Here is a 22,573-nt window from a genome sequence, read left to right as displayed (position 1 = left end):
GTATTTTTGTAAAAGTAAAGTCATGAAAATGAAAATATGGGTTATAATTTTTCTTTTGGGGCTGTGTCTGTTTCTTGGGTTCCTCCATCCACAAACTGATAATCCCTCTCCGGTGATGAGACAGATTGTGGAGACAGTCAGACTCAACCATCTGACGCCAAGGGAGATCAATGATGATTTGTCAAAAGATCTTTTTCAGTATTATCTCGATCAGATTGACCCGGACAAACTATTTTTCACCCAAAAAGAAATCAACAAACTCAAGTCTTATGAGCTGATGCTTGACGACGAATGGAAAAATGCATCCCTGGCATTTTTTGATCAATCGGCAGAGCTACTGAAAACCTGCATCACAGATGCTGAAAAATCTTGTCATCTGGCACTTTCGGAAGAGATGAATCTCCAGCAAACAGAAACCCTGGAGACCCAATCCGCTAAGCTGGAATTTGCAAAGGATGAGGATGAACTGAGAGAGCGGTGGCGGCAGGTAGTAAAAAAGCATGTACTGGAGGTACTGTTGGCTCTGGAGGCAAAATACCCAAACGAAAGCTTCGAAATAAACCAGAAAAATGCGATTGCCCGTACCGCAAAATTGTACAGCAAAGAATTTGAAAATCTGAAAAATCGCGAAAAAAACACCTTGTTGGAAAGCTATATGAATGCCTTTCTGAAAGTCCATGATATTCAGTCTGAGTATTTGTCACGAGAGCAAAAAGCCAGGTGGGAAGCCGAATTTGCCAGAGCTTTTTTCGGAATCGGGGTTGAGTTGAAAATCGCTGACGGGTATCCGAAGATTGACGAACTGGTTGCCGGGGGGCCAGCATGGAAATCAAAGCAACTGGAACGGGGAGATGTGATTACGCATATTACCGCTGCTGATAATCTGGCTGTTGAAGTTGGTGGTTTGGAGTTAAATGAAGTCATTAACCTGCTTAAAGGTGAAAAGGGTACAGCCGTACAACTGACCGTAAAAACCACTTCAAACGAAATCCGGGAAATCTCCCTGATCCGGGACAAAATCGACATGGATATGACCATGGCCTTTTTGTTGCAATATCCATTAAATGAAAAAAATATAGCCTATATCCGTTTGCCGAGATTTTACGACGGAGAGGAAGGCTGTGCAGCACATATTTTACAGGCGATTACCCGGTTGAATGAAGCCAAAGCAGAAGGCATGATATTAGATTTAAGAGACAATCAGGGGGGATCTGCGCGGGAAGCTATTAAAATCATGGGGTATTTTCTGGAAAATGGCGCTGTCATGCAGGCTGAATATCAAAATGGAAATCACCGGGTATTTGAAGATACTGACGGTGTGGCTCAATTTGAAGGGAAACTGGTTGTACTGGTAAATTCAAGCAGTGCGTCGGCCTCCGAATTATTTTCCGGTACGATGCAGGATTACGGCAGAGCGATTGTCGTGGGGAGCCATGCTACTTATGGAAAAGGAACAATCCAGCGGTTCTTTGATTTAAATGAAAATCTGCGTGATGATGAATTTTCCTATGGAGAAGTAAAGCTCACCATTGGTAAATTTTTTACAGCAAATGGCCGCACGATTCAGTACAAAGGTATTCATCCCGATATCGTATTACCTGCCGAAAACCAGTTTATTCCGTCGGGTGAGAGGGGTTTTCCTTATGCATTTATCGTTGAGGATTTGCCGGTTACCCCTGTCGCTCAATCTGTCTGCACCTATAGTGATATAGAAAAAATCAAACAGTTAAGTATGGACCGGGTAAGTCAGGATGGCCGTTTCCAGATTATATCTCAAAGAGCAGAAGTGGTCAGGGATAATAATACCAACTCCGTGATCAGTCTGAACTATGAAAAATACAAAGCGGCAAAAGACAAAGAGCGTGTATCGGCTGAGTCTGTGAAAAATAGTTTTATTGAAACCGACGGGTTTGCGGCTATTCCCCAAATCGCGAATATACAGGATACAGCTTCAGTGATCCGCCATGAAACGTGGAAAGAAAAAATTCAAAAAGACCCTTATATACTGGAGTGTTACCGGATTATGAATGATCTTTTCTATATCTGAACTCACTCTATGTGGAAGATGGGAAATCAGTTCCCCTCACAAAGGGGAAACTTCAGATTCAGAGCGAAGCAGCAGAGGTGTATTTTAAGGATATTCAGATCCAAAGCCTGGCTGGTTTGCCATCGGAGTATGCAACGTATTTCACTTCCGCTGCCGCCTCGCCTCAGCCATAATCACGCCTGCGGCTACGGATACATTCAGGGAGGATACTTTTCCATACATGGGTATTTGCGCCAAAAATCCCACGCGTTTGAGCAGGCTGGTAGAAATTCCTTTGTCTTCCGCGCCCATGATGATGCAAAGCGGGGCAGAAAAATCCATATCGTAAATACTGGCTTCGGCCTTTTCGGTGCAGGCTATGGTCGTGATGCCATAGGCCTGCATGAGAATGACTGCATCTACCAGATTATTGATCCGGCTTACGGGCAAATGGTGAAGTGCCCCGGCTGATACCTTTACTGCGTCAGCATTGATGGCCGCCGCACCCTGTGCGGGGACAACGATGGCATGGAAACCCATACACTCTGCTGTCCGGGCAATGGCGCCGAAGTTGCGCACGTCAGTTACGCTGTCGAGCATCAACAGCAGGGGTGTCTCTCCCCGCTCCTGTATGCCGAGGATTATTTCCTCCAGCGGCTGATATTCGACAGACGCAATAAATGCCGCTACGCCCTGGTGGTTGCTGTCCCGGGGACATATTCGCTCAATCGTAGCTTCCGGAACCATTTGTATAGGTATCTGCAATTCTTTCGCCCGATTGCGGATTTCTCCCACACGGCCATGGTTATTGCCCTGCCGGATCATGATTTTGTCCACGGGTTTACCTGCATCTAATGCCTCTACAATGGAATGTACGCCGTAGATCAGGTTATTGTATTGTTTCTGTCTCTCTTTCATTTACTGCTTCATTTTTTCAATAATCTGAAAGCCTATCGGCGAATCAGTTGCATTCTGTATTTCTGTGGCAATAGCATTGGCCTCGACATCCATGCCTCTGCGGACAAATATCTGAATGGTAATCACAGCGGCTCTCAGGGAAAGGGTATTTTGATCTATGTCGAGATCATTTTCGGCTCTAAACCGCAAATCTGCGAGTGCAAGGGGTTTGAGCCTTATAAATTCATCAAGCGCCAGTTCGGAAAGCCCTATCTGCTCCAGCATCTGCCCCTGCGTGATGAGCAATGTCAGGCCTTTGGGTACGACAGAATGGGGCATCTTTTGGTCGGCAAAGGTGATAAGCGCTTCAATTTGGCTTTTCAACTTGTCGATTTCTGCTGTATGATCCGCCGAATCTGCTTCCATTTTGATGATCTGCTCCGTATAGCTGTTGCAAAGCCTGAAAAAGCAGTTGCGGTAGTTGCCGATAATGACTTCGCGAATATGCTCATCAAAATTGACGGAGGGATCGTCCATACCGGTGTAAAGAAAATCTTGCGTCAGGCGCTGGGTCATGATCTCCTGATCAATTCTGCCAAAATAGATGTCGTTGATCGTGGCTTCGCTTCGTTTTACCGGCAGCACCCGAAAGGCCATTCCTTCCATGCGGAAATAATCCTGCAGGTTGACAAAGCTGGACGGCGGCATGGTATTAGCGAAATAAACCGGGCGTTTCCATCCGTCATTCGCAATGTTTCTCATCATGTTGATGATCACAGAGTCTTTCCGCAGGATATAGGGATTCCTGCTTCCGCCCCGAGATTTAAATTCCCATACCATCTCGTCTCCGGCAAATTGTGCTTCTTCCGGTGAGAGGACTCCATTGGCGACCAGTTCTTCTTTATTGACAGGAAGCGTGATGGCCCTTGAGGGAAAATCATAAATCACGAGCCCTTTTTCGCCTACATAGTCTTTCTTTTTCATGGTAATGGGCAGGGCTTCCGACTCGTTTTTCGGTTCCGTCATTTGCTCGATATACCAATCAGAAATCAACAGCTCAAGGTTGACTACCCGTACATCAGTCCGGAAACCTTCTACCTCCTGAATGTACCAGAGTGGGAAGGTATCGTTGTCTCCTGCGGTAAACAGAATGGCGTTTTTTTCGCAGGAATTGAGGAGGTTTTTGGCAAATTCGATATCTACGTATCGGCCCTTACGTGTATGATCGTCCCAGTTATAGCCCATCATCAGCATGGGGGCAATGAGGGCAATTGCTCCGGCGACCCAGACGGCATATTCTTTGAGCCAGCGTCTCAACTGATCCGTTAGAAAAAGTACCCCCAGCCCGATCCATATACAGAAAGTCTGAAAAGATCCTGCATAGGAATAATCTCTTTCCCTTGGCTGGTTGGGATACTGATTGAGGTATAGGATAATGGCTACGCCTGTGAAGAAAAACAACAACCCAACTACAAAAGCATCCTTTCGTTTCATCACAAACTGCCAGATAAAGCCCATTACTCCAAGAATCAGTGGGAGGAAAAAATAGTGATTGTTGCCTTTGTTCCCAATGTTGTGCGCCGATGTGCGGAGAAACAGGCCGTCTTCCCAGCGGGCTTCCTGCTCGTCGCTGGCTCTTCCTGCAAAATTCCAGAGGAAGTAGCGGATATACATATGGTTGAGCTGGTACTCAAGGAAAAACTTAAAGTCTTCAAAGCGGGTAGGTTTGTCGTCCAGCGGGCTTTCTTTATCGGGCCCCAGCCTTTGGACAAAATTGATATAACTGAAAGGACCCGCATTGGTATAATGGCCGGGCTCATACATTCTCGGAAAAAGCACAATATCTTCAGCTTTGTACAGATATTCCACATCCTCCATATCCTCGACATACTTGGTTTTGCCTTCGAGAAGGGTGTATTTCATCCCGTTGGATTTTGTTTTGGGGTATCCTCTGGAGTCCAGGTCAAAACCTGCATTGTAGAGCGGGCCCCGGAACAGGGGGCGGTCGCCGTATTGTTCCCGCTTCATATAGCTGAGGAAAGTGAGGATATTTTCGGGATTGTTCATATCCACCGGCGGATTGACTTTGGAGCGAACAAAGATGACGCCGTAGGAAGAAAAACCAGTTGTGATCAGCGTAAAGGCCAGAATAGCTGTATTCAGTACAACCCATTTTCGCTTGTGGCTGATGATAAGTGCCATTGCGACCAGCGACAGGATGATCAGGGTAAATATGGCTGAGCCTGTACCCATCGGAAGGCCCAGTCCGCCAAGGTCTTCACCAGCTCTGGAGAGGGTTCCGGTAAACAATTTTTCAAATCCCCACGCCGCACTAAATGTATATTGAATAATGCCGTAAAGGATAAAACCCAAAATTACGACCGATATCCCCAGTGTTGCCAGAAGGCCTTTGACAGAGAAAGGAAATTTGCGGAGGTAGTAAATGACCGCAAGAGCGGGAATCGTCAGCAGATTGAGCAGGTGGACCCCAATAGAGAGCCCCATGACATAGGCGATAAGCAAAATCCAGCGGAGGTGGTCAGGCTCGTCTGCCCGCGCTTCCCATTTCAGTATAAGCCATACGACAATGGCTGTGAAAAAAGAACTCATCCCATAGACTTCTGCTTCTACCGCATTAAACCAGATGGAATCGGCAAAAGTGCAGGCGAGGCCACCGATTACCCCGGAAATCATGGCTGCAATCAACTTGGTCTGATCGTCCATGTCGGAGGCTTCAAGGCTCTTTTTTGCCAGAATCGTAATCGTCCAGCAGGTGAAAAGTGCTGTAAATGCACTGGAAACTGCGCTGAGAAGATTCACCATAAAGGCAACCCGCGTCACATCTCCAAAAGAAAAAAGACTGAAAATGCGCCCGAGAATCAAAAAAAGCGGCGCTCCCGGGGGGTGGGTAACTTCGAGTTCGTTGGCACAGGCAATAAATTCCCCGCAGTCCCAAAAACTAGCCGTTGGGGCCATGGTCAAAAGATAGACAACCAGCGCAACAAAAAATACGCCCCAGCCGGTCAGGTCATTAATCCTCTTTTCGTTCATAACATAGTATTGAAGGCACTTTGTCGGTTTTACCCGCAGGCAAAGTAAGGGTTCAAATCTACATCTATTTACCCGAACCTGCCAACTCCATTATTTTCCCTACCTTTGTAGAAAGGAGGTATTCGTATGAATGAACTGAAAATAGATGTAGGTATGTGGGTTCCTGATGTCTCGCTCACTGATCAGGATGGGAATGCAGTCTCGCTCCGGGACTTTTCCGGGCAAAAAGTGATTTTGTTTTTTTACCCCCAGGATGATACCCCAACCTGTACTACGGAGGCCTGTAATCTGAGAGACAATCATCTGTTGTGGGTGGAAAAAGGATATCAGGTCATCGGCGTAAGCCGCGATACCGAAAAATCTCATCGGAAGTTTATCGCAAAATATAACCTGCCCTACCCGCTGCTGTCCGACCCGGATAGAAAGCTGATCGATGCGTTTGGTTTGTGGGGGGAAAAATTGTTGTTTGGCAATCTGGTTATGGGTACTTACCGAACCACATTTGTCATCAATGAAGAAGGAATGATTACACACGTTGTCCGGGAAGTAAAATCCAAAGACCACACCAGCCAGCTTCTCGAAATGCTGGGACTGGAACAGTAACTTCAACCATTTACGTATTTATGCACGGAACTGCTATCGTGTTGACTCAGGGGTTGCTGCATACCCCCTCAGCAAAAACTGCCCACGGACTGATCCGTGGTTCGGAAAGATTTCACGTCCAGGCTGTCATCGACAGCGTCTCCGCCGGAAAAGATGCCGGAGCGGTGCTTGACGGAAAAAACCGTGGCATTCCTGTTTTTGCCTCGGTTGCTGAATATCTGCAATCGCAGCCTTCCCCGGTCGCGGAGTTTTCGATTTTGGGTGTGGCTCACGCCGGTGGCTCGATCGCCCCTGAATGGATGTCTTCTATACGGGAATCCATTGCCGCAAATATGTCTGTCGTGAGCGGGATGCATCAGTTTCTGTCCGAAACGCCCGAAATGGTAAGCCTGGCGGAAAAACACGGCGTGCAGCTGATCGACGTCAGAAAACCCAAACCACGTGAGGAACTGCACTTCTGGTCAGGGGAAATCCATAACGTTACTTGTGGAAAGATTGCGGTGTTGGGTACAGACTGCGCCGTTGGAAAACGCACGACTGCACGGTTTCTGGTGCAGGCTTCCCGCGAAGCCGGCCTGAAATCGGAGATGATTTACACCGGTCAGACCGGCTGGATGCAGGGAGGGAAATATGGTTTTGTATTCGATACGACCGTCAATGATTTTGTCTCGGGCGAAATCGAACACGCGATTGTAACCTGTTTTCGCGAAGAAAATCCCGACGTGGTATTTATCGAAGGACAGGCAGCGCTCCGCAATCCGAGTGGCCCCTGCGGGTCCGAATTTTTGGTCTCCGGCATGAGCGACGGCGTCGTACTGGTACACCCTCCCGGGCGAATTTTCTATAAAGGATGGGAAAAAACCGGCAGAAAAATATTCCCACTTTCAACCGAAATAGACTTAATGAAAATGTATGGCGTCCCTACATTGGGCATCGCTTTGAATACGCAAGGGCTTACACTGGCCCAGGCCAAAGACTGGCAGGCCCGCTATGAAGACGAACTGGCTTTACCAGTGGTACTTCCTGTAGAAGAAGGCGTCGAAGGCCTGATCCCTGCCATCAAGCAAAAAATTTCTGACATAAAAGCATGAAAATAAAGGATATAACTGTTCGTCGCGTTGAATTGGATCTTACCCGGCCCTACACGATTGCCTACAAAACGGTAACCGATGTCGAAATCTGCTTTGTAGAGGTGAAAACCGAATCAGGGCTTATCGGTATGGGCGCATCCAATCCGAGCAAGCAGGTGGTGGGAGAAACCATGGACGACTGTATGGCGGCTTTGAGTGGCAATAATCTGGACAGATTTATCGGACGAGATATTCGCGAACTTGCCTCACTTTGTGAAGAATTGCATACCATTTTTCCCAAAAATCCCGGTGCAAAAGCCGCACTTGATATTGCCTTTCACGATGTATTTTCTCAATATCTTGGCGTGCCTTTGGTGAAATATCTTGGGCAACAATTGCATTCACTGGCTACCTCTATCACCATTGGCATTAAAGGCGTGGATGAGACGGCAGAAGAGGCACAGGAATATCTGGAGCGGGGATTTAAAATCATTAAGGTAAAACTGGGCCATTCGCTCGATGAAGATCTGGAGCGGCTGAAAAAATTGAGGCAGGATTTTGGTAAGCGTCTGGGAATCCGTGTGGATGCCAATCAGGGGTATTCGATGGAAGAGCTTACCCGCTTTTATCACGAGACCCGGAGTTTTGATCTCGAACTGGTGGAGCAACCCCTGCCCGCCTCACAGGTAGATGAGATGAAATCCCTCCCATGGGAAATACGGCAAATTATCGCTGCGGATGAGGCGTTGGTGCGTGCGGAAGATGGCTGGCTACTCGCCAATCACCCCAAAGCCTGCGGCATTTTTAATATCAAACTCATGAAGTGTGGCGGCATATTTCAGGCAAGAAGAATTGCAAACACAGCCCGCCTGGCCGGAATAGACCTGATGTGGGGATGCAATGATGAAAGTATCATCAGCATAGCCGCCGGGTTGCATATAGCGTTTGCCTGTCCGCATACCCGGTTTATTGATCTTGACGGAAGTCTGGATCTCGCTGAAGACCTGGTTTCAGGTGGCTTTACGATCCGCGATGGACGAATGTATCTGACTGATCAGCCAGGACTTGGGGTAAAAAGAAGAGATTAGCGGGCATGCTGTCCGGCTAATTCTTCAAACACAGCTTTGGAAATAGCCAGACGAGCGGCAGCGTCTTCATCTTTGCGAATATCTATATTCATGGCAAAAAACCAGACATTACCCTGCCTTTCCATCCAGCCAATCAGCCACCCAATGTCGGGGTCAGGAGCGTCTGCCCAGCCGGTTTTATACCGGAAAATATAATCATCCCCCTTTTCCCGGATCATAATATCCTTCACGATATCCATGCTCCTTTGAGAAAAAGGCAAATCGTTGTGATAAAGACGCTGCAAAAAAGCCACCTGTTGGGGGGCTGTTATCCGCAAGCCCCCGTTGAGCCAAAACATATCAATTCCTCCGGAGATATCCTGATTGCCGTAACCCACAGTATCAATCCAGTGTTGCATTCTCTGTTCACCGACACGACGGGCAACTTCCTGATAAAACCATACGGCCGAAAATTCAAAGGCAGAGCGTAAGTTATGGTCGCGGTTCCAGGAAGCTACCCGTTTGGGAATACTGTCCCATGGGAAAATTTCATTTTCGTCCAAAACCGCCTTTTCCTCCAGCGCAACGAGGGAGTTAAATACTTTGAAAGTCGAAGCAGGCAGGTAAGCAGAATCAATTCTGGGTGAATTCCATTCGTAGTAGTGGTCTGCATTCATATCGTACAAAAGAAAACAGCCGTGAATCTGCTGGTCAGCAAAATGTTTTTCAAAGTCGGGTCCTTTGGGAATATTTTCCTTACAACCCGACGCCAATAAAACGCAAATGGATAACAGGTAAAAAGACAGATCAGGCATATTTTTCATATCAGGCAGGATAATTTCTTACATCCAAAGGTAAGCGGTTTTTGAATGTGACAATTGCCAAAATGACGAATTTGAGAGCCTTTTTTTTAACTGATTTGCAACATGATGTGGAATATGTAGGTTGATGATCTTTTTTTGTACTAAAATTACCATTATCTTGCATGCGCAATCCCAATTAACACCGTAATCATTCTGGTACTTTTTCCAGGTGGAATTATTTCCCACTGCGGTCGTTTGTTCAAAATTACAACACACTCCCCCACATGAAGACATTTACCAATGTTGTTTTTGCTCTTGCTATTCTGTTTTTGCTAAATGCCGGGAAACTGTTTTCTCAGCCTGCCGGCTTTGTGGACCAGGTCTATTCGACCGGATTTACCAATGCCATCGGCATCACCTTTGACGCCAATGGCAGGATGTATGTATCCGAAAAAGGCGGAAAAGTCTGGATCGTAGAAAATGGAATAAAATCTGCCTCACCGCTGCTTGATATTAGTGAAGAAGTGGGCAACTGGCGAGACTTTGGGCTTTTGGGAGTGGCGCTTGATCCTGCATTTCTGAGTAATGGTCATATTTATTTGTTGTACACCGTAGATGCTCACCATCTGTTAAACTACGGTACGCCGTCATACAATGCTGCCACCGATCAGTATTACGATGCAACCATCGGGCGAATTACCCGCTACACCGCCGAATCTGCCACTAATTTTACTACTGTTGACTACAGCAGCCGGCTGGTTTTGGTAGGTGATTCTGCACACAACGGGTTTCCCAGTCTTCACCAGTCTCACCATGTGGGGTCTCTGGTTTTTGGCACAGATGGCACGTTGATGGCTGCCTGCGGGGATGCTGCGAGTTACGAACAGGTAGATCAGGGTGGACAGGTGAGTGGGGGTTGGGTAAATAACGGGCTTACCTACGGCATTATCACAGCTGCCCAGAATATCGGCGCTTACCGCAGCCAGGATTCGACATGCCAGGATGGAAAAATTTTGAGAATCAACCCGGCAAATGGCGACGCGATCCCCAGTAATCCTTTTTATGATGCCGCTCATCCACGCTCGCCCAAATCGAGGATGTGGGCGATGGGCCTTCGCAATCCCTACCGGATGAGTCTCAGACCCGAGACCGGCAGCCATAATCCCACAGATGGAGATCCGGGTACGCTTTACATCGGAGATGTGGGCTGGAACAGTGCAGAGGAACTAAATGTATGCGACGGCCCGGCACTAAACTTTGGCTGGCCCAAATGGGAAGGAATGACGTATCAGCCGGGTTATAACAACGCCACCTATACACCCGCAGTTCATGCGCGCCCCAAACTCGACTGGCGGGGCGGTACAGCCCGTGGTCTGGTGAATGGCACGATATATAATATTGGCAGCGCACAGATTCCCGGCTCCAACTTTACGGGCAACTGCGCAACGGGCGGTGTCTGGTATTTGGGAGATGACTATCCGGCAGAATACAAGCACACGTATTTTCTTGCCGATTACGGCGGACAGTGGATTCGCAATGTCACATTTGATGCAAACAATAACCCTACGGTTATCAAAGAGTTTCTCGCCGGAGGCGGAGCGATTACTGCGGTTAACTCCAGTCCGGTGGAAGGCTCCCTCTTTTATGTCAATAATGGAAGTTCGGTGAGGGTGATTCGCTATTCCCCTTCCAACCAACCACCCAAAGCGATCATTCGGTCAGACATCATTTACGGTACTTCTCCGCTGACTATCCCGCTTCGGGGAGACCGGTCCTATGACCCTGAAAATCACCCTCTCACCTATACCTGGGATTTTGGCGATGGTACACCCGCAGGAACGCAGATGAATCCAATACATACTTTTAACAGCGGGAATTCTACTCCTACCTCGTACACCGTGATCCTCACAGTCGAAGACGATCAGATGGTAACAGCAAAAGATACGCTGATTGTTTCGCTCAACAATACCCCTCCCAGAATTGTGTCCACCAGCGTTGATAATATAGACTACTTCTCCGGGAATGTAAATCAGCCGCTTTCAGCGGTGGTAAACGATGCCGAACAGTCCGGCGCGGGGCTTTCTTATTCCTGGCAGGTCAGTCTTTACCATGGCAACCACCACCATCCGGAACCCGTGGATACCAATCCTTCTACCACAACCCTGCTGACACCTGTGGGTTGTGATGGAATTTTGTATTTCTTTCGGGTCGAACTTACGGTTACTGATGATGCAGGGCTTTCAGATTACTATTTTAAAGACATTTACCCCGATTGTCCGGGCATGGAAGATCTGCCTGTAGCTGCATTTACTGTCAAAAACAGTCCACGCCTGCCTATGGGATTTGACTTTGATGCCAGCAGCTCCTATGATGTAAATGGCCCTATTCAGTCATACTCATGGGATTTTGGAGACGGGAATACAGGCGTAGGAATGACTCCTGCTCATGTATATTACACTTCGGGAAATTATACCGTAACGCTGACCGTAACAGATAGTGCAGGTTCGACAGATGATTTCAGTAAAGTAGTCGCTGTATATTGCGGGAACAGTGCGCCGGAAGGATTTATCACTTTTGAAACCTGGACAGGTATTTCCGGCACAAATCTTTCGGCGGTAAACTGGAGTTCGGCTCCATCAACTTCTTCCACACTAAATATTGCGCAAATACCCGTCAACACCGCTGACAATTACGGTTCCCGCATCAGGGGATATATTCATGCACCGGAGACTGGTGCTTATATTTTCTGGATATCCAGCGACGATGAAGGCGCTTTATATCTCAGCACAGATGAGGATTCGACGAATATGTCTTTGATTGCTTCAGTTCCCGGCTGGACCAGTTCGCTGGAGTGGAACAAATATCCCCAGCAGCAATCTATTGCCCAGAACCTGATTGCGGGGAGAAAGTACTATATCGAAGCCCGCATGAAAGAAGGCGGAGGGGGAGACAACCTCGCCATCGGCTGGCAGCTTCCTTCCGGCGGACAGGAACGTCCGGTTCCCGGCAACCGGCTTTCATCGATAGCCAATGGCGGCCCGTTAATTGCAGACTGCGGTACTTGTGGGAGCATCTCCGCTAGTGATATCGCCCTTCGGGGAGAATATGGCGCATGCGAATCTGTCTTTAACAATGCGATTCTGGAAATTCAGGATGAATATGAAGATGCGCTGATTGGCATCAATGACAACAACCAGGACCTGGGGCAGGTGCGGGTATCTACATTTGATCACGGATTTACAGCAGGTGTTTTCAGCAATGGTTTTCCTTTTTCCAACCGCAGCTTTTACATTTCCACTGAAAAAACACCATCTGCAAATGTAACCGTTGACCTGTACATCACCCCGGAAGAATTTGAAGCATTGGCGGCAGCTTCCATTTATGTAAGCAGCCTTGGCGACCTTCGTATTGCCAAATTTTCGGGAGGGATACCCGGCGTTCCGGGTACAGGCACACCAACCGTTATTATTCCTTCATCCACTTCACAGGGCACAGGTCCGGGCGGAAGCCATGTTATCACATTTCAGACCACCAGCTTTTCCACGTTTTATCTTACGGGGCCTGATACCAATTTTCCTGTAGAATGGCTGGATTTTTCGGCAGTACAGCAGGGGGATGATGCGAAGCTCACCTGGGCTACCGCCAACGAAACAAACAGCAGCCATTTTGTCATTGAGCGGTCGGATGATGCGACCGACTACGTCCAGATCGGCCTTACGCGGGCAGCAGGCAACAGCAGTAAGGTTCTCGAATACAGCTTTATTGATCCATTGATTACCCGGCAGTCATCTTCGCATTTGTTTTACCGGTTAAGACAGGTAGATCTCGATGGAAGTTTTGACTACAGCAAAGTAGAGGAAGTAGTACTTCAGTTTTCCAATACCCGATTGAGCCTTTTTCCCAATCCGGCGACTGATGCTTTTACGGTTTTGGTGGAAGCAGAAAAACCGGCAGTGGCACGTATTCAGGTGATGAGTCTGGAAGGAAAACAAGTAATGGATTACCAGTGGCAGCCGAAAGAAGTACGGGAAAAAACAGAAATTCAGACCAGAGACTGGGCGAGAGGGATCTACTTTGTGAGGATGAGTTGTGGATCAACCGTGAGCACGGTAAAGTTGGTGGTGGAGTAGCGCTAGGTCTCGTCCTAAAATAGGTTGACACAATAAATCACAAAATGCGTCAACAAAAAACGAGAAAAAACCAGTATTATTCAGATACCTTAAGGCCGAATTGGTCAAACAGATCGTAAGCGGGAAGCTGTCGGTGTTGGTAGCCTCCCGGCAGTAAAAAAATCGCTACCTTGAAGCTGGATTTTGTTCTTTGAGGTTTGTGCTGGGGTGGTATGATTATGGTTTTCGGTGGTATGGCCCGGAAGAGGCGCGGTTTGTAAGCGTGGATCCGCTGGCGGAAGATTTTGCGCACATGACTACGTATCAGTATGCGAGTGTAGATAAAGATGTGAAAACAGAAACTAAGGAAGAAGTGGAGATGTCTGCAACAGTTAGAGGTGTAACAACTTCGGCTAAATCAGCGTTCTCCGAAAATATGGATACAGGAGAAAGCTCCTCGAATGAAGAAATTAATGTTGGGATCATTGTGCCTGAAGCAGGAATTGAAAAAATAGGAGCTACCAATGAGTGGGAATTTAAAGCAGGTTTTCGAATTATGCAGATTAAAAAATGACGAGAACTCAACTTCTGGTTATAGTCCTTAGTTATCTATGGATTTTATCCGCTTGCAGTTTTGAAAAGGAAAAGCCTACAACAAAGGATGGGTATATTCCAGTAACAAAATATCATTTAAAATCGGGGGATTCTCTTACCTCCGAAAATTGGAAGTGTTATAAGGTTAAGGAGGATCTAATCTGTATCCCAAAAGTTTGGAAACCCCTGAAAACAGAAAATCTTTTCTTTTATGCAGAGTTGGGAAATCTTAAGGCAAATGAATTTTTTGTATTGCTAAAATATGAGCATTCCACTACCCACTTGTCTGAATACTTGCAAAAGGCCATTCAGCAATTTAAAACCCCTGGGACAGAACAAACAATGGAGTGTAAAATTATGGAGTTTCTGTATGAAGACAATCGGAAACGCTACTTTGTGGAATTCGAAATACAGGATTCCTTAAATACCTATCATGGATACTCAACTTATTTCGTTCAAGAAGACAACCTTTATAATATCACCTTGAAATATTTGTCATCAAAAGATCGAAATGAATTTTATGATCTTTACCATGATATTTTATATAATTATCTATCAAAGGATAAACCTGTTGTGGATGTCTATGAGCGAATAGAGAAACTTCGCCACATTGATCTAAATAATCCTGATTTATGAATAGTATGCATAGCCCTTTTCGCCATTGGTCGGGAAATTGGCAACGGTATAATTATCTATCTGCAGCAACAAGGAATAGTTACCATTGAAGATTAATCTATAACCGGATGATATAATTTCATGTGAAATGAACAAGAAAGTTGCGAATTGGCATTTCTATATATATTGTGGAGGATTACTATTTGTTAGTATTTTTTCCTGTGGATCGAATCAGGTTTCGAACACTTCCCGAATGGCCTCACCTACATTGCCCCCGGGAAACCCAATGATAGAAAAACTCTATAAGTTACAAGATCAGTTTGGGGAAGATCTTTTTTTTGCGATATACTCATTGCCTGAATTAACTGGCTACATAACGAATAACCCAAAACAAGCAGAGATGCGTTGGGATTTAATAGACAATTCTATATCCTCGTTAAGCGAGAGTGCAAAAAACGAAATACTTGAAAATATTGCCCATGAAATGATACAGATGGAAACCACTCAGGTTAATCTTCTGTTAGCCAAAATGAAAGCATGGTGTATCGGAAAATCACAGTTCAGGCTCTTCGCTGCCTTTGATTTCTTTTTTACTGAAAAACTCATAGAATCATTATATCTTCAGAACCCATTCAAAAAGCTTATTGAAAAGGAAATTCTACTGCAAGGTCAGAGTATTGAAGGCTTATCTTCTTATCAAATGAATGAGGTGTATTATAAGTCGCTAAATCTACTAGCAACCATGAGAGAAGAACAACAAGCGGAAGTTTTTGCGAATCTATACTTAGCTTTAAGTAAATAGGGGAAAATTATATTCCCTCAACAAATTCAGACCACAGGTCAAGATGATAAAAAGTAAAGTATTACCTTATGGCTACAATCAACTAATGTAGTATCTCCTCAAAAACCACCAATCCCCCATGCACCTCCCCGCCCAAAGCCTGATCGTGACGTAGGGTGAACACGTAGAGCCAGATTATTATCTGGCTCTACCAGGTGGGTATATTTTGGTCCGTCATTACCCAAAGATACTTTTTCACCGGCGGGGGTTCCTGTTCTCTTTTCATCCCCAACCTTGGAATATTGGGCATATTTTCCGACCTTAGAGGGAAATCCATGCAGAATGAAAGCATTTGTCATACGACTAAAAGACAGGAAATACCGAAACTTTTTGACCGAGCTTTTGTCTCGCCTGGATTTTATTGAATGGGCTACGGATTCAGACGCCTCCGTTGAAAAAACACACGATCTTTTTGCTTCTGCGGGTATGTGGGCCGATTATGAGATAAATGCACAAACCTTGCGAAAAGCGGCATGGAAGAAATCGTGATTTGTGATACCCATGTTATGATTGATATATTGTTTACTTGGCTAAGAGATGTGCTTTTAGAATTAATCTTTGATGGATTAAGATGGATTTTAAGTTGGGCCAAAAGATCTCTCCTTAAAATTAGCAGATTGTTTCGATCAACCTGAATTTCACAGATATTTCAACTTCCCCATAGACTGAAAAATTTACCAAAGTGGATCCCTTCGGCCTGCGCATGGCCTGAGAAAACGCCCTCGTCGCTTCGCCCTCCAATCAATTTCTCTACAACGGAAAAGAACAACAGGATGAACTCGGGCTGGGGTGGTATGATGGCGTTTACCCTGAGCGATCGTCGAAGGGGGGCGCGGATGTATGCGCCCGATGAAGGGCGGTGGAAGGGGGGGGATGCGCTCGCGGAGAAGTATTACGCGATTTCTCCCTTTGCTTATGTAGCCAATAATCCTTTACTATTTACAGATCCGAATGGTGAAGAAATATGGGTTGTTTTTTCGGAAGTAGTTCGAGATGAGAACGGGGAAGTTATGGAAAGGGAGGGAAAACCCGTTACTCAAAATTTTCGATATATGTATGATGGCGAGAAATTGGTTGATGAGGACGGGAATGAATATATGGGGACAAAGGATTTTGCAGTTAATGCACTAAAAGCATTAAATCATTTGAAAGCTTCAGGAGCTTCCGAAATTGTTTTTGGAGAGGGAGAGTCTGCGAAGACAATTGATATAATAGATGAATTGATGAAGACAGGGGAAGAGGTACAAATATCCTACAAAAGTGGTATTGCGGAGAGTGCTGATATGGGGGGTAGACTAATTATTATTGGTTTTGACCCCAGTCAAGGAATAGATTTCCTCAAAGATTATTCTAAAATGTTTCCAACTACTGAGGATAGAGGAAGAAACTCAGCTACAGCCCGATTAGGTCATGAATTGATACATGCATACAATCGCATTTTTGACTATGATGCATATATGGCGAGACATGAAGAAAAATATGACAAAACGGTCTTTCCATTTTTTCCCAACGCAGAGGAAAAAATGACGACATTAAATTGGGGAAATCAAATTAACCGGAAATTAGGGGAAGATGAAAGAACAAACTATCGAAGGATTGCATTCCCTACAATTAGTCCTACATCTACCGAAAAAAAGAAGGAATAAAATAATTGATTCGACATGAGATATATCCCAATAATTCTAGTGATTGGTATTTTTACACTACTATCTTCCTGCAAAGGTTCCCTAAAAATCTATTTCTATAATCTTGATAAGACAAAAGTTGATGATGGAGAATTATGGGGTGATTCGAGATTTCTACTGTTTCTGGAAGAAAATGAAAGGATTGAAACGAAAGTATTAAAGGAGTCGGTTATTGCTAAAGAGCTCAATACAATATTGAAAGCAATTAAATCTTGCAATCCGAATATTCCTGTTTTTGATGGACTTTTATATGATGACGGGTATTATGAATATGCTTTTGTTTTTAATAAGCAACCGGATACTTTATACACGAATGATTTGTTTGATGAATGGAGGTATAAAGATCAAAAAATGAAAGTTAAAAATAGTATGAAAGATTTACTTAAAACCATTATTCCGGGAGAATTAGGGTTTTAAAATAGTTGGGATTGTTCCCTTCCCCTAAACCCCAACAGGTCTAAAGTAGAAATTCTGCTTGAAAAATTCTTCGATCTCCTCAATCAACTGCCCAGCAAAAACCTCGGTTACGACGCCGGGACGCAATTCCTCCGGCAGTAAAAAAATCGCTACCTTAAAGCAGGGGATCGTTCTTTGATATCTGCGATGGGGTGGTATGATGAAGTTTACCCTGAGCGATCGTCGAAGGGGAGCGCGGATGTATGCGCCCGATGAAGGGCGTTGGAAGGGGGTGGATGCGTTGGGGGAGAAATATGTGGGATGGAGTCCGTATAATTATGTGATGGGAAATCCTATTAAGTTTATTGATCCGGATGGAGAGGAGATTTGGATTATTGGAGAGGATAATAACCGATACAGATATGATGGGGGAAAGATATACAATGCTTCAGGTGATGAAGTGGATCAGGACAAAGTTGAAGAAAAGATTCAACAGTTAATCGGTCTTTTCAACCAAATCGGAGAAGCAGAAAAGGGGGGTGAAATCTTAACTCAATTAACAACCTCCAGTTCTAAATATAATTTTAATTCTCAAAAAGACCCTAATGCAAAGGGTGGAATGACAACAATTAAACAAAGTGATGGTGGGTTAGTAAATTTTTCCAACTTAGCAAATATAATTGAAAAAGCTAAAGGAAGCTTTGGGAAAAATATTGCAAACGTAGCAGGGATTGATGCAGTTGCAAATGAACTATTCCATCTATTTCAAATAGAACACGGTGAGTACGAATCCTCTTTAAGTTCAGAGTTACAAAGCACAATTTTTAGCCGAAGCATAGTAGAAAGTGTAGAGGGAGATGGTCGGTATTTGTCAATGACATCGAATTTTGTATTTGGAACGGGAAAAAAAGGAGAAGAATTACGAAACATAGTACAAAATATTGAAAACTCCAATGAAATAAATCCAAGTTCTTTCAAACTGGCTATTAGGCTATATAAGGCTAGTACAGAGGGAAGAAACCACCAAATGAATCGTATGCTTAAAAAAGGAGATATAAATGCGCCTACTCTAAATAGGCTTCTACCACTCAAGAAATAGAAAAGAAAAAATACATTGATATGAATAAATTAATGGTTTTCATTATATATATATGCTTTTCCTTTCTATATGTAGGATGTAAGGCTATTCGGATGATTCCATGCAAAGAACTCCTTCAAGATCAGGATATCAAACTTCCTGCTAGCTTTTCAGACATAATGCTAGATCATGCCAATAGCCCTTTCATGCTAGATTCCTTGTTTTATCTTGATATTATGCTTCCTGATAGTTTAAAAGGAAATAAAGTGAGTGGATGGGCATATGTCAATATATTATTTTCTCCAGAAGGGTACATTCAGGATATTCAACCAATTTGGATTAATATAAAAAATGATAAATGGGGAAGTCTTTATTATGACTATATTCCCTCTTGTCAGAAAAAGCCGTTGAAATCCAAATATCATGAAAAATTAATGAATTATCTAAAAACCGAATTGAGTAAACGACCAATAAGTCAGATTCAATCCTTTTTCGAAACGGAACATACCTCTAAAAATGTTTATTTTTTACCGTTCTACATAAACATATCACCTTTAGTAGAGTAAACGGTAAAAGAAGAATCCCTCACCCCATTCCGACCACCGTTAACGAGAGAAAAACAAATTGCTATCTTTGGATTGGATTATGCGAAAATCAAGTAGTATCTCCTCAAAAACCACCAACCCCCATACACCTCCCCGCCCAAAGCCGGGGCGTGACGTAGGGTGAACACGTAGAGCCAGATAATAATCTGGCTCTACCAGGTGGGTATATTTTGGTTAATCACAATCAACTATCGAATCCGATTATTTCTCCCTACTCCTCCTCCGGGTCGCTTCGGATGGGTTGGTCACTTCTAACGGGCCATAATTGAAAGATCACGACTTTCTCTTCGAGTTCATAAATTTTGTAAATCAGAAGATAGGGGAAAGACCTGGCGTAAGCGTCTTTACGATTATTGGCTTTTAATTGCCGACTTCTAATATCCGGATCTTGTTCAGAACGTCTTTGCCCAGATTCAGGCATCGTAAGAATCCCTTCTATCGTATCGTCAAAAGCTGTAAGAAAATCTGCTGCCCCACTTGTAAACTGAGATTCAAAATATTCTACTGCATGGTCAATCTCCTTTGCGGCTTACTCGGTAATTTCATAGATATAGCCCATCAAGCCCCAAATTTATTCTTGAGATTTTCACGAAAAATGTTCCCGGAAAGGGTTTTAGCCTTTCCTTCTTCATAATTCCTTACTCGTCTAAGGACTTCGGCTTCATCTTCCCGGGAGAAAATCGCTTCCGGAGAAAGAGGGGTTGTACCTGGAAAAACATTTTTTTGAGAAAGAAATTGACTGAGGGCAGCAATTAGGGCTAATTGTTCCTGCGGGCTAAGAGCCTTGGCTTCCAATAGGGCTTTTTGAAATGCTTTACTCATGCCTAAACTTATGATAAATTGGGGAAAAGGGCTAATGGAAATGTTACAAAATTACTTTTCCTCGTGGCGCCAATATCAACCCAAAAAATTCGCTACCTTAAAGCCGGGAATCGTTCTTTGATATCTGCGATGGGGTGGTATGATGGCGTTTACCCTGAGCGATCGTCGAAGGGGGGCGCGGATGTATGCGCCCAATGAAGGGCGGTGGAAGGGGGTGGATGTGCTCGCGGAGAAGTATTAGGCTTGGAGTCCTTATAATTATGTCGGAAATAGTCCTCTCATCGGTATTGACCCGGATGGGAGAGATTGGGTGATTGCAAGGGACCCCGATAATAAAAATCATATCTTTATCACTGTTAATGCGGTGATTATGAATAGCTCGGATAAAGAAATATCCATGTCAGCTTTTATGAAAATGATCACATCCGAGGTAACAAATTTGTTTTCCGGAAGTGACGAATTTACAGGGGTATCGTTTTCCATGACCTTTAATCTACGTGAGATTTCTTCAATAGATGATTTATCCTCCACCGAACATTTGTTTGATATCCGAAATGGGAATGAATTTGGAAAAGGAGTTGGGGGGTTTGCTGAAATCGGGGGACTTAACATTGCCCTGAATGCAGATTATATCACCGAAAAAGGCGAATGGAGCGCAGGTGCAGGAGGTACCGCCGCACATGAGTTGGGACATACGGGCGGGCTTATTCATCCGAGTGAGTTTGATAAATTACCCCAAGACGATCAGCAATGGTTTAATCCTAAAGATCCCCAGAATGTAAAAAACTTCATGGAATGGCGACAAGTGATAGCAAAAAACGCAACCCAAGCGGGATATTCTATTGATTCGCAAGATTTCGACAAGTACCTCAATGCTAGATCCAGAGCTACTTCTGGGCAAATTCTAAGTGTTGAACAAAAGTTGGAAGAAGGAGAATTGAACCGGCAAAATAATTTTGTGGTTCGCCCCTTTCCCACTCCTTCGGGCAATCCCTACAAAAGAGTTAAAATTATTCACAAATCTCCTAGGATGGAATAAAAAGAAATATGGATATGCTTAGATATTTGGAATGGATAATAATTCCCTTTATTTTGATGGCTTGCCAGAAGTCTTGTGTTCAGAACAAAGACTTCATACCCTCGGAGATAAATACTTCGGAAAAAGTTATTCCTGTTTTTTTTTCCGTAGAATCATATCCTAATGAGAGCATTTCGCTGACGGTCAATCGGCAAATATTATATGAAAAAGTATCAAAAGATCGAATAGATTCTGACGGGGTAATTGTGCGCGATACATTACACTTTAGGTGTTTAAACCAAGATTCTCTTTTAACAATTCACTTAAACGCAACTCTTGATGAAATCCTGCTTGTTGATACAACTTTTCAGGAATCACTTAACGGCTTAGAAGATTTTGGAATTTGGGTAGGCCCACCTTTACCGCTTCAAGAAGCCTGGGATAACCGACACCTGCCGCTGGGAGAATATGCAAAAACCTATAAACGAAAGATAGGCTTAACAAGAAACTACCAGAAAGAAGTTATCGAAAAATTACAGCCCCATGATAATTGAAAGAACCAAGCTACACCTTATAGAAAACCCTCTAAATTACGTCCTTTCCCTACCTTTAATTTTTATGATTCTTCTGATGTATTACGGATGTATTCCCGAAAAGAAGATGGGAAATGTTATTTGCACAACCGGCAGGTACGATGAAAAGCCCTGCCTACCATTGTTTTTCTCTGTTGCAGCCTCTCATACCGGGGAATTGCTTAGACTAACGGTAGATAGCGAAATAGTTTATGAAAAGATTTCTCACTCCCGGTTTCATTCGGATGCTATTTCGATATATGATACGCTATATATAGATCGATCAGTACTGAGATCATCAGTAGAAATTCATTTGGATGCTTTTTACGAAGAAATACGTTTAATTGACACTACTTTTTATGAGAGCACAGAAGGGTTGGAAGATATCGAAATATGGGTAAGCAGGCCACTACCCATACAAGAAGCGTGGGATAACCGCGCAATTCCCATGAGACAATACGTAAAAAAGTACAGGCGCAAAGTAGGCTTGACCCGAAATGCCTGGAAGGAAGCATTAGAAATGCTAAAACCATAACACATCTGAATTACGAGTATTAATAAAGCACCCATAATAGGCACTCAAGTTTTTGGGGGATTGAAACTCCCAGCCTCCCCCCCTGCGGCATTGAGTGAACTTTCTCCAAATGTTAGACAAAAGATTAAGCTGATAAAAAGTAAATGATTACCTTATGGCTACAATCAAATAATATAGTATCTCCTC

Annotated in this window: 20 protein-coding genes; 16 read left to right on the top strand and 4 right to left on the bottom strand. The window is 44.3% G+C overall.

Annotation, left to right across the window (positions count from 1 at the left end; translation table 11 throughout):
• Positions 1 to 22 precede the first annotated feature (22 nt).
• A complete protein-coding gene (locus R3D00_29485; GenBank protein ID MEZ4777346.1) occupies positions 23 to 2,047 on the top strand; it encodes a carboxy terminal-processing peptidase in 2,025 nt (674 codons plus the stop codon).
• A 141-nt stretch (positions 2,048 to 2,188) separates the two neighbouring features.
• Here R3D00_29485 and rlmB read toward each other — a convergent pair whose 3' ends face one another.
• Together rlmB and R3D00_29475 are read right to left on the bottom strand one after the other, a co-directional pair.
• Entirely contained in the window at positions 2,189 to 2,944 is a 756-nt protein-coding gene (gene rlmB / locus R3D00_29480) for a 23S rRNA (guanosine(2251)-2'-O)-methyltransferase RlmB (protein MEZ4777345.1), read from the bottom strand.
• Positions 2,945 to 5,974 (bottom strand): DUF2723 domain-containing protein, encoded by a 3,030-nt coding sequence (locus R3D00_29475; protein MEZ4777344.1) that lies wholly within the window; start codon positions 5,972 to 5,974, stop codon positions 2,945 to 2,947.
• Between the two features lie 126 nt (positions 5,975 to 6,100).
• On the opposite strand from R3D00_29475, the gene bcp reads away from it, so the two are divergent.
• From bcp to R3D00_29460, 3 genes are read left to right on the top strand one after another with little or no spacing between them, the layout of a single operon-like run.
• Positions 6,101 to 6,577, top strand: coding sequence for a thioredoxin-dependent thiol peroxidase (gene bcp, locus R3D00_29470; GenBank protein MEZ4777343.1), 477 nt, complete (start codon positions 6,101 to 6,103; stop codon positions 6,575 to 6,577).
• A 20-nt stretch (positions 6,578 to 6,597) separates the two neighbouring features.
• Complete coding sequence (locus tag R3D00_29465) at positions 6,598 to 7,668, top strand: DUF1611 domain-containing protein (protein ID MEZ4777342.1); 1,071 nt, start codon at positions 6,598 to 6,600, stop codon at positions 7,666 to 7,668.
• The gene (locus tag R3D00_29460) at positions 7,665 to 8,735 is read left to right on the top strand and encodes a dipeptide epimerase (protein MEZ4777341.1); all 1,071 of its coding nucleotides are present in this window, start codon (positions 7,665 to 7,667) and stop codon (positions 8,733 to 8,735) included. The genes R3D00_29465 and R3D00_29460 overlap by 4 nt, the downstream gene beginning before the upstream one ends.
• Here the strand turns inward: R3D00_29460 and blaOXA are convergent.
• Positions 8,732 to 9,538 carry a class D beta-lactamase gene (gene blaOXA, locus R3D00_29455; GenBank protein MEZ4777340.1) on the bottom strand — a complete coding sequence of 269 codons (807 nt, stop codon included), beginning with the start codon at positions 9,536 to 9,538 and terminating at the stop codon, positions 8,732 to 8,734. The two genes, R3D00_29460 and blaOXA, sit on opposite strands and share 4 nt — an antisense overlap.
• Positions 9,539 to 9,801: 263 nt before the next feature.
• On the opposite strand from blaOXA, the gene R3D00_29450 reads away from it, so the two are divergent.
• From R3D00_29450 to R3D00_29410, 9 genes are all read left to right on the top strand, one after another.
• Positions 9,802 to 13,647, top strand: coding sequence for a PKD domain-containing protein (locus tag R3D00_29450; GenBank protein MEZ4777339.1), 3,846 nt, complete (start codon positions 9,802 to 9,804; stop codon positions 13,645 to 13,647).
• Between the two features lie 190 nt (positions 13,648 to 13,837).
• A complete protein-coding gene (locus R3D00_29445) occupies positions 13,838 to 14,200 on the top strand; it encodes a hypothetical protein (protein MEZ4777338.1) in 363 nt (120 codons plus the stop codon).
• Positions 14,197 to 14,856 (top strand): hypothetical protein, encoded by a 660-nt coding sequence (locus tag R3D00_29440; GenBank protein ID MEZ4777337.1) that lies wholly within the window; start codon positions 14,197 to 14,199, stop codon positions 14,854 to 14,856. The genes R3D00_29445 and R3D00_29440 overlap by 4 nt, the downstream gene beginning before the upstream one ends.
• 232 nt (positions 14,857 to 15,088) lie before the next feature.
• Positions 15,089 to 15,637 (top strand): hypothetical protein, encoded by a 549-nt coding sequence (locus R3D00_29435; protein MEZ4777336.1) that lies wholly within the window; start codon positions 15,089 to 15,091, stop codon positions 15,635 to 15,637.
• Between the two features lie 321 nt (positions 15,638 to 15,958).
• Positions 15,959 to 16,165, top strand: a complete 207-nt coding sequence (locus R3D00_29430; GenBank protein ID MEZ4777335.1) for a hypothetical protein — start codon at positions 15,959 to 15,961, stop codon at positions 16,163 to 16,165.
• Between the two features lie 284 nt (positions 16,166 to 16,449).
• A complete protein-coding gene (locus R3D00_29425) occupies positions 16,450 to 17,322 on the top strand; it encodes a M91 family zinc metallopeptidase (GenBank protein MEZ4777334.1) in 873 nt (290 codons plus the stop codon).
• 15 nt (positions 17,323 to 17,337) lie between these two features.
• Positions 17,338 to 17,778 carry a hypothetical protein gene (locus tag R3D00_29420; protein ID MEZ4777333.1) on the top strand — a complete coding sequence of 147 codons (441 nt, stop codon included), beginning with the start codon at positions 17,338 to 17,340 and terminating at the stop codon, positions 17,776 to 17,778.
• A gap of 196 nt (positions 17,779 to 17,974) precedes the next feature.
• Positions 17,975 to 18,856, top strand: a complete 882-nt coding sequence (locus R3D00_29415) for an RHS repeat-associated core domain-containing protein (GenBank protein ID MEZ4777332.1) — start codon at positions 17,975 to 17,977, stop codon at positions 18,854 to 18,856.
• Positions 18,857 to 18,876: 20 nt separating this feature from the next.
• Complete coding sequence (locus R3D00_29410) at positions 18,877 to 19,401, top strand: hypothetical protein (GenBank protein ID MEZ4777331.1); 525 nt, start codon at positions 18,877 to 18,879, stop codon at positions 19,399 to 19,401.
• Between the two features lie 597 nt (positions 19,402 to 19,998).
• Here the strand turns inward: R3D00_29410 and R3D00_29405 are convergent.
• Positions 19,999 to 20,262 carry a hypothetical protein gene (locus R3D00_29405; GenBank protein MEZ4777330.1) on the bottom strand — a complete coding sequence of 88 codons (264 nt, stop codon included), beginning with the start codon at positions 20,260 to 20,262 and terminating at the stop codon, positions 19,999 to 20,001.
• 370 nt (positions 20,263 to 20,632) lie between these two features.
• Between R3D00_29405 and R3D00_29400 the strand changes: the two genes are divergently transcribed.
• The 3 genes from R3D00_29400 to R3D00_29390 are packed head-to-tail and all read left to right on the top strand — an operon-like array spanning position 20,633 to position 22,387.
• Positions 20,633 to 21,301 carry a hypothetical protein gene (locus tag R3D00_29400; protein ID MEZ4777329.1) on the top strand — a complete coding sequence of 223 codons (669 nt, stop codon included), beginning with the start codon at positions 20,633 to 20,635 and terminating at the stop codon, positions 21,299 to 21,301.
• A gap of 8 nt (positions 21,302 to 21,309) precedes the next feature.
• Complete coding sequence (locus R3D00_29395; protein ID MEZ4777328.1) at positions 21,310 to 21,834, top strand: hypothetical protein; 525 nt, start codon at positions 21,310 to 21,312, stop codon at positions 21,832 to 21,834.
• Entirely contained in the window at positions 21,824 to 22,387 is a 564-nt protein-coding gene (locus R3D00_29390; GenBank protein ID MEZ4777327.1) for a hypothetical protein, read from the top strand. Before R3D00_29395 ends, R3D00_29390 begins: the two co-directional genes overlap by 11 nt.
• The last annotated feature ends 186 nt before the right edge of the window (positions 22,388 to 22,573 follow it).

Source organism: Bacteroidia bacterium (assembly GCA_041391665.1).
Classification (GTDB): domain Bacteria; phylum Bacteroidota; class Bacteroidia; order J057; family J057; genus JAGQVA01.
This window is presented reverse-complemented; position numbering and strand designations above follow the sequence as displayed.

Bases quoted from the DNA above. Each gene is read 5' to 3' on its own strand.
- R3D00_29395 (MEZ4777328.1), top strand. From the start codon at position 21,310: ATGGATATGCTTAGATATTTGGAATGGATAATAATTCCCTTTATTTTG.
- R3D00_29485 (MEZ4777346.1), top strand. From the start codon at position 23: ATGAAAATGAAAATATGGGTTATAATTTTTCTTTTGGGGCTGTGTCTG.
- R3D00_29425 (MEZ4777334.1), top strand. From the start codon at position 16,450: ATGAACTCGGGCTGGGGTGGTATGATGGCGTTTACCCTGAGCGATCGT.
- R3D00_29415 (MEZ4777332.1), top strand. From the start codon at position 17,975: ATGATGAAGTTTACCCTGAGCGATCGTCGAAGGGGAGCGCGGATGTAT.
- R3D00_29410 (MEZ4777331.1), top strand. From the start codon at position 18,877: ATGAATAAATTAATGGTTTTCATTATATATATATGCTTTTCCTTTCTA.
- R3D00_29460 (MEZ4777341.1), top strand. From the start codon at position 7,665: ATGAAAATAAAGGATATAACTGTTCGTCGCGTTGAATTGGATCTTACC.
- R3D00_29405 (MEZ4777330.1), bottom strand. From the start codon at position 20,262: ATGAGTAAAGCATTTCAAAAAGCCCTATTGGAAGCCAAGGCTCTTAGC.
- R3D00_29465 (MEZ4777342.1), top strand. From the start codon at position 6,598: ATGCACGGAACTGCTATCGTGTTGACTCAGGGGTTGCTGCATACCCCC.
- R3D00_29475 (MEZ4777344.1), bottom strand. From the start codon at position 5,974: ATGAACGAAAAGAGGATTAATGACCTGACCGGCTGGGGCGTATTTTTT.
- R3D00_29450 (MEZ4777339.1), top strand. From the start codon at position 9,802: ATGAAGACATTTACCAATGTTGTTTTTGCTCTTGCTATTCTGTTTTTG.
- R3D00_29390 (MEZ4777327.1), top strand. From the start codon at position 21,824: ATGATAATTGAAAGAACCAAGCTACACCTTATAGAAAACCCTCTAAAT.
- bcp (MEZ4777343.1), top strand. From the start codon at position 6,101: ATGAATGAACTGAAAATAGATGTAGGTATGTGGGTTCCTGATGTCTCG.
- R3D00_29400 (MEZ4777329.1), top strand. From the start codon at position 20,633: ATGAATAGCTCGGATAAAGAAATATCCATGTCAGCTTTTATGAAAATG.
- R3D00_29440 (MEZ4777337.1), top strand. From the start codon at position 14,197: ATGACGAGAACTCAACTTCTGGTTATAGTCCTTAGTTATCTATGGATT.
- R3D00_29430 (MEZ4777335.1), top strand. From the start codon at position 15,959: ATGAAAGCATTTGTCATACGACTAAAAGACAGGAAATACCGAAACTTT.
- R3D00_29420 (MEZ4777333.1), top strand. From the start codon at position 17,338: ATGAGATATATCCCAATAATTCTAGTGATTGGTATTTTTACACTACTA.
- R3D00_29435 (MEZ4777336.1), top strand. From the start codon at position 15,089: ATGGCCTCACCTACATTGCCCCCGGGAAACCCAATGATAGAAAAACTC.
- rlmB (MEZ4777345.1), bottom strand. From the start codon at position 2,944: ATGAAAGAGAGACAGAAACAATACAATAACCTGATCTACGGCGTACAT.
- blaOXA (MEZ4777340.1), bottom strand. From the start codon at position 9,538: ATGAAAAATATGCCTGATCTGTCTTTTTACCTGTTATCCATTTGCGTT.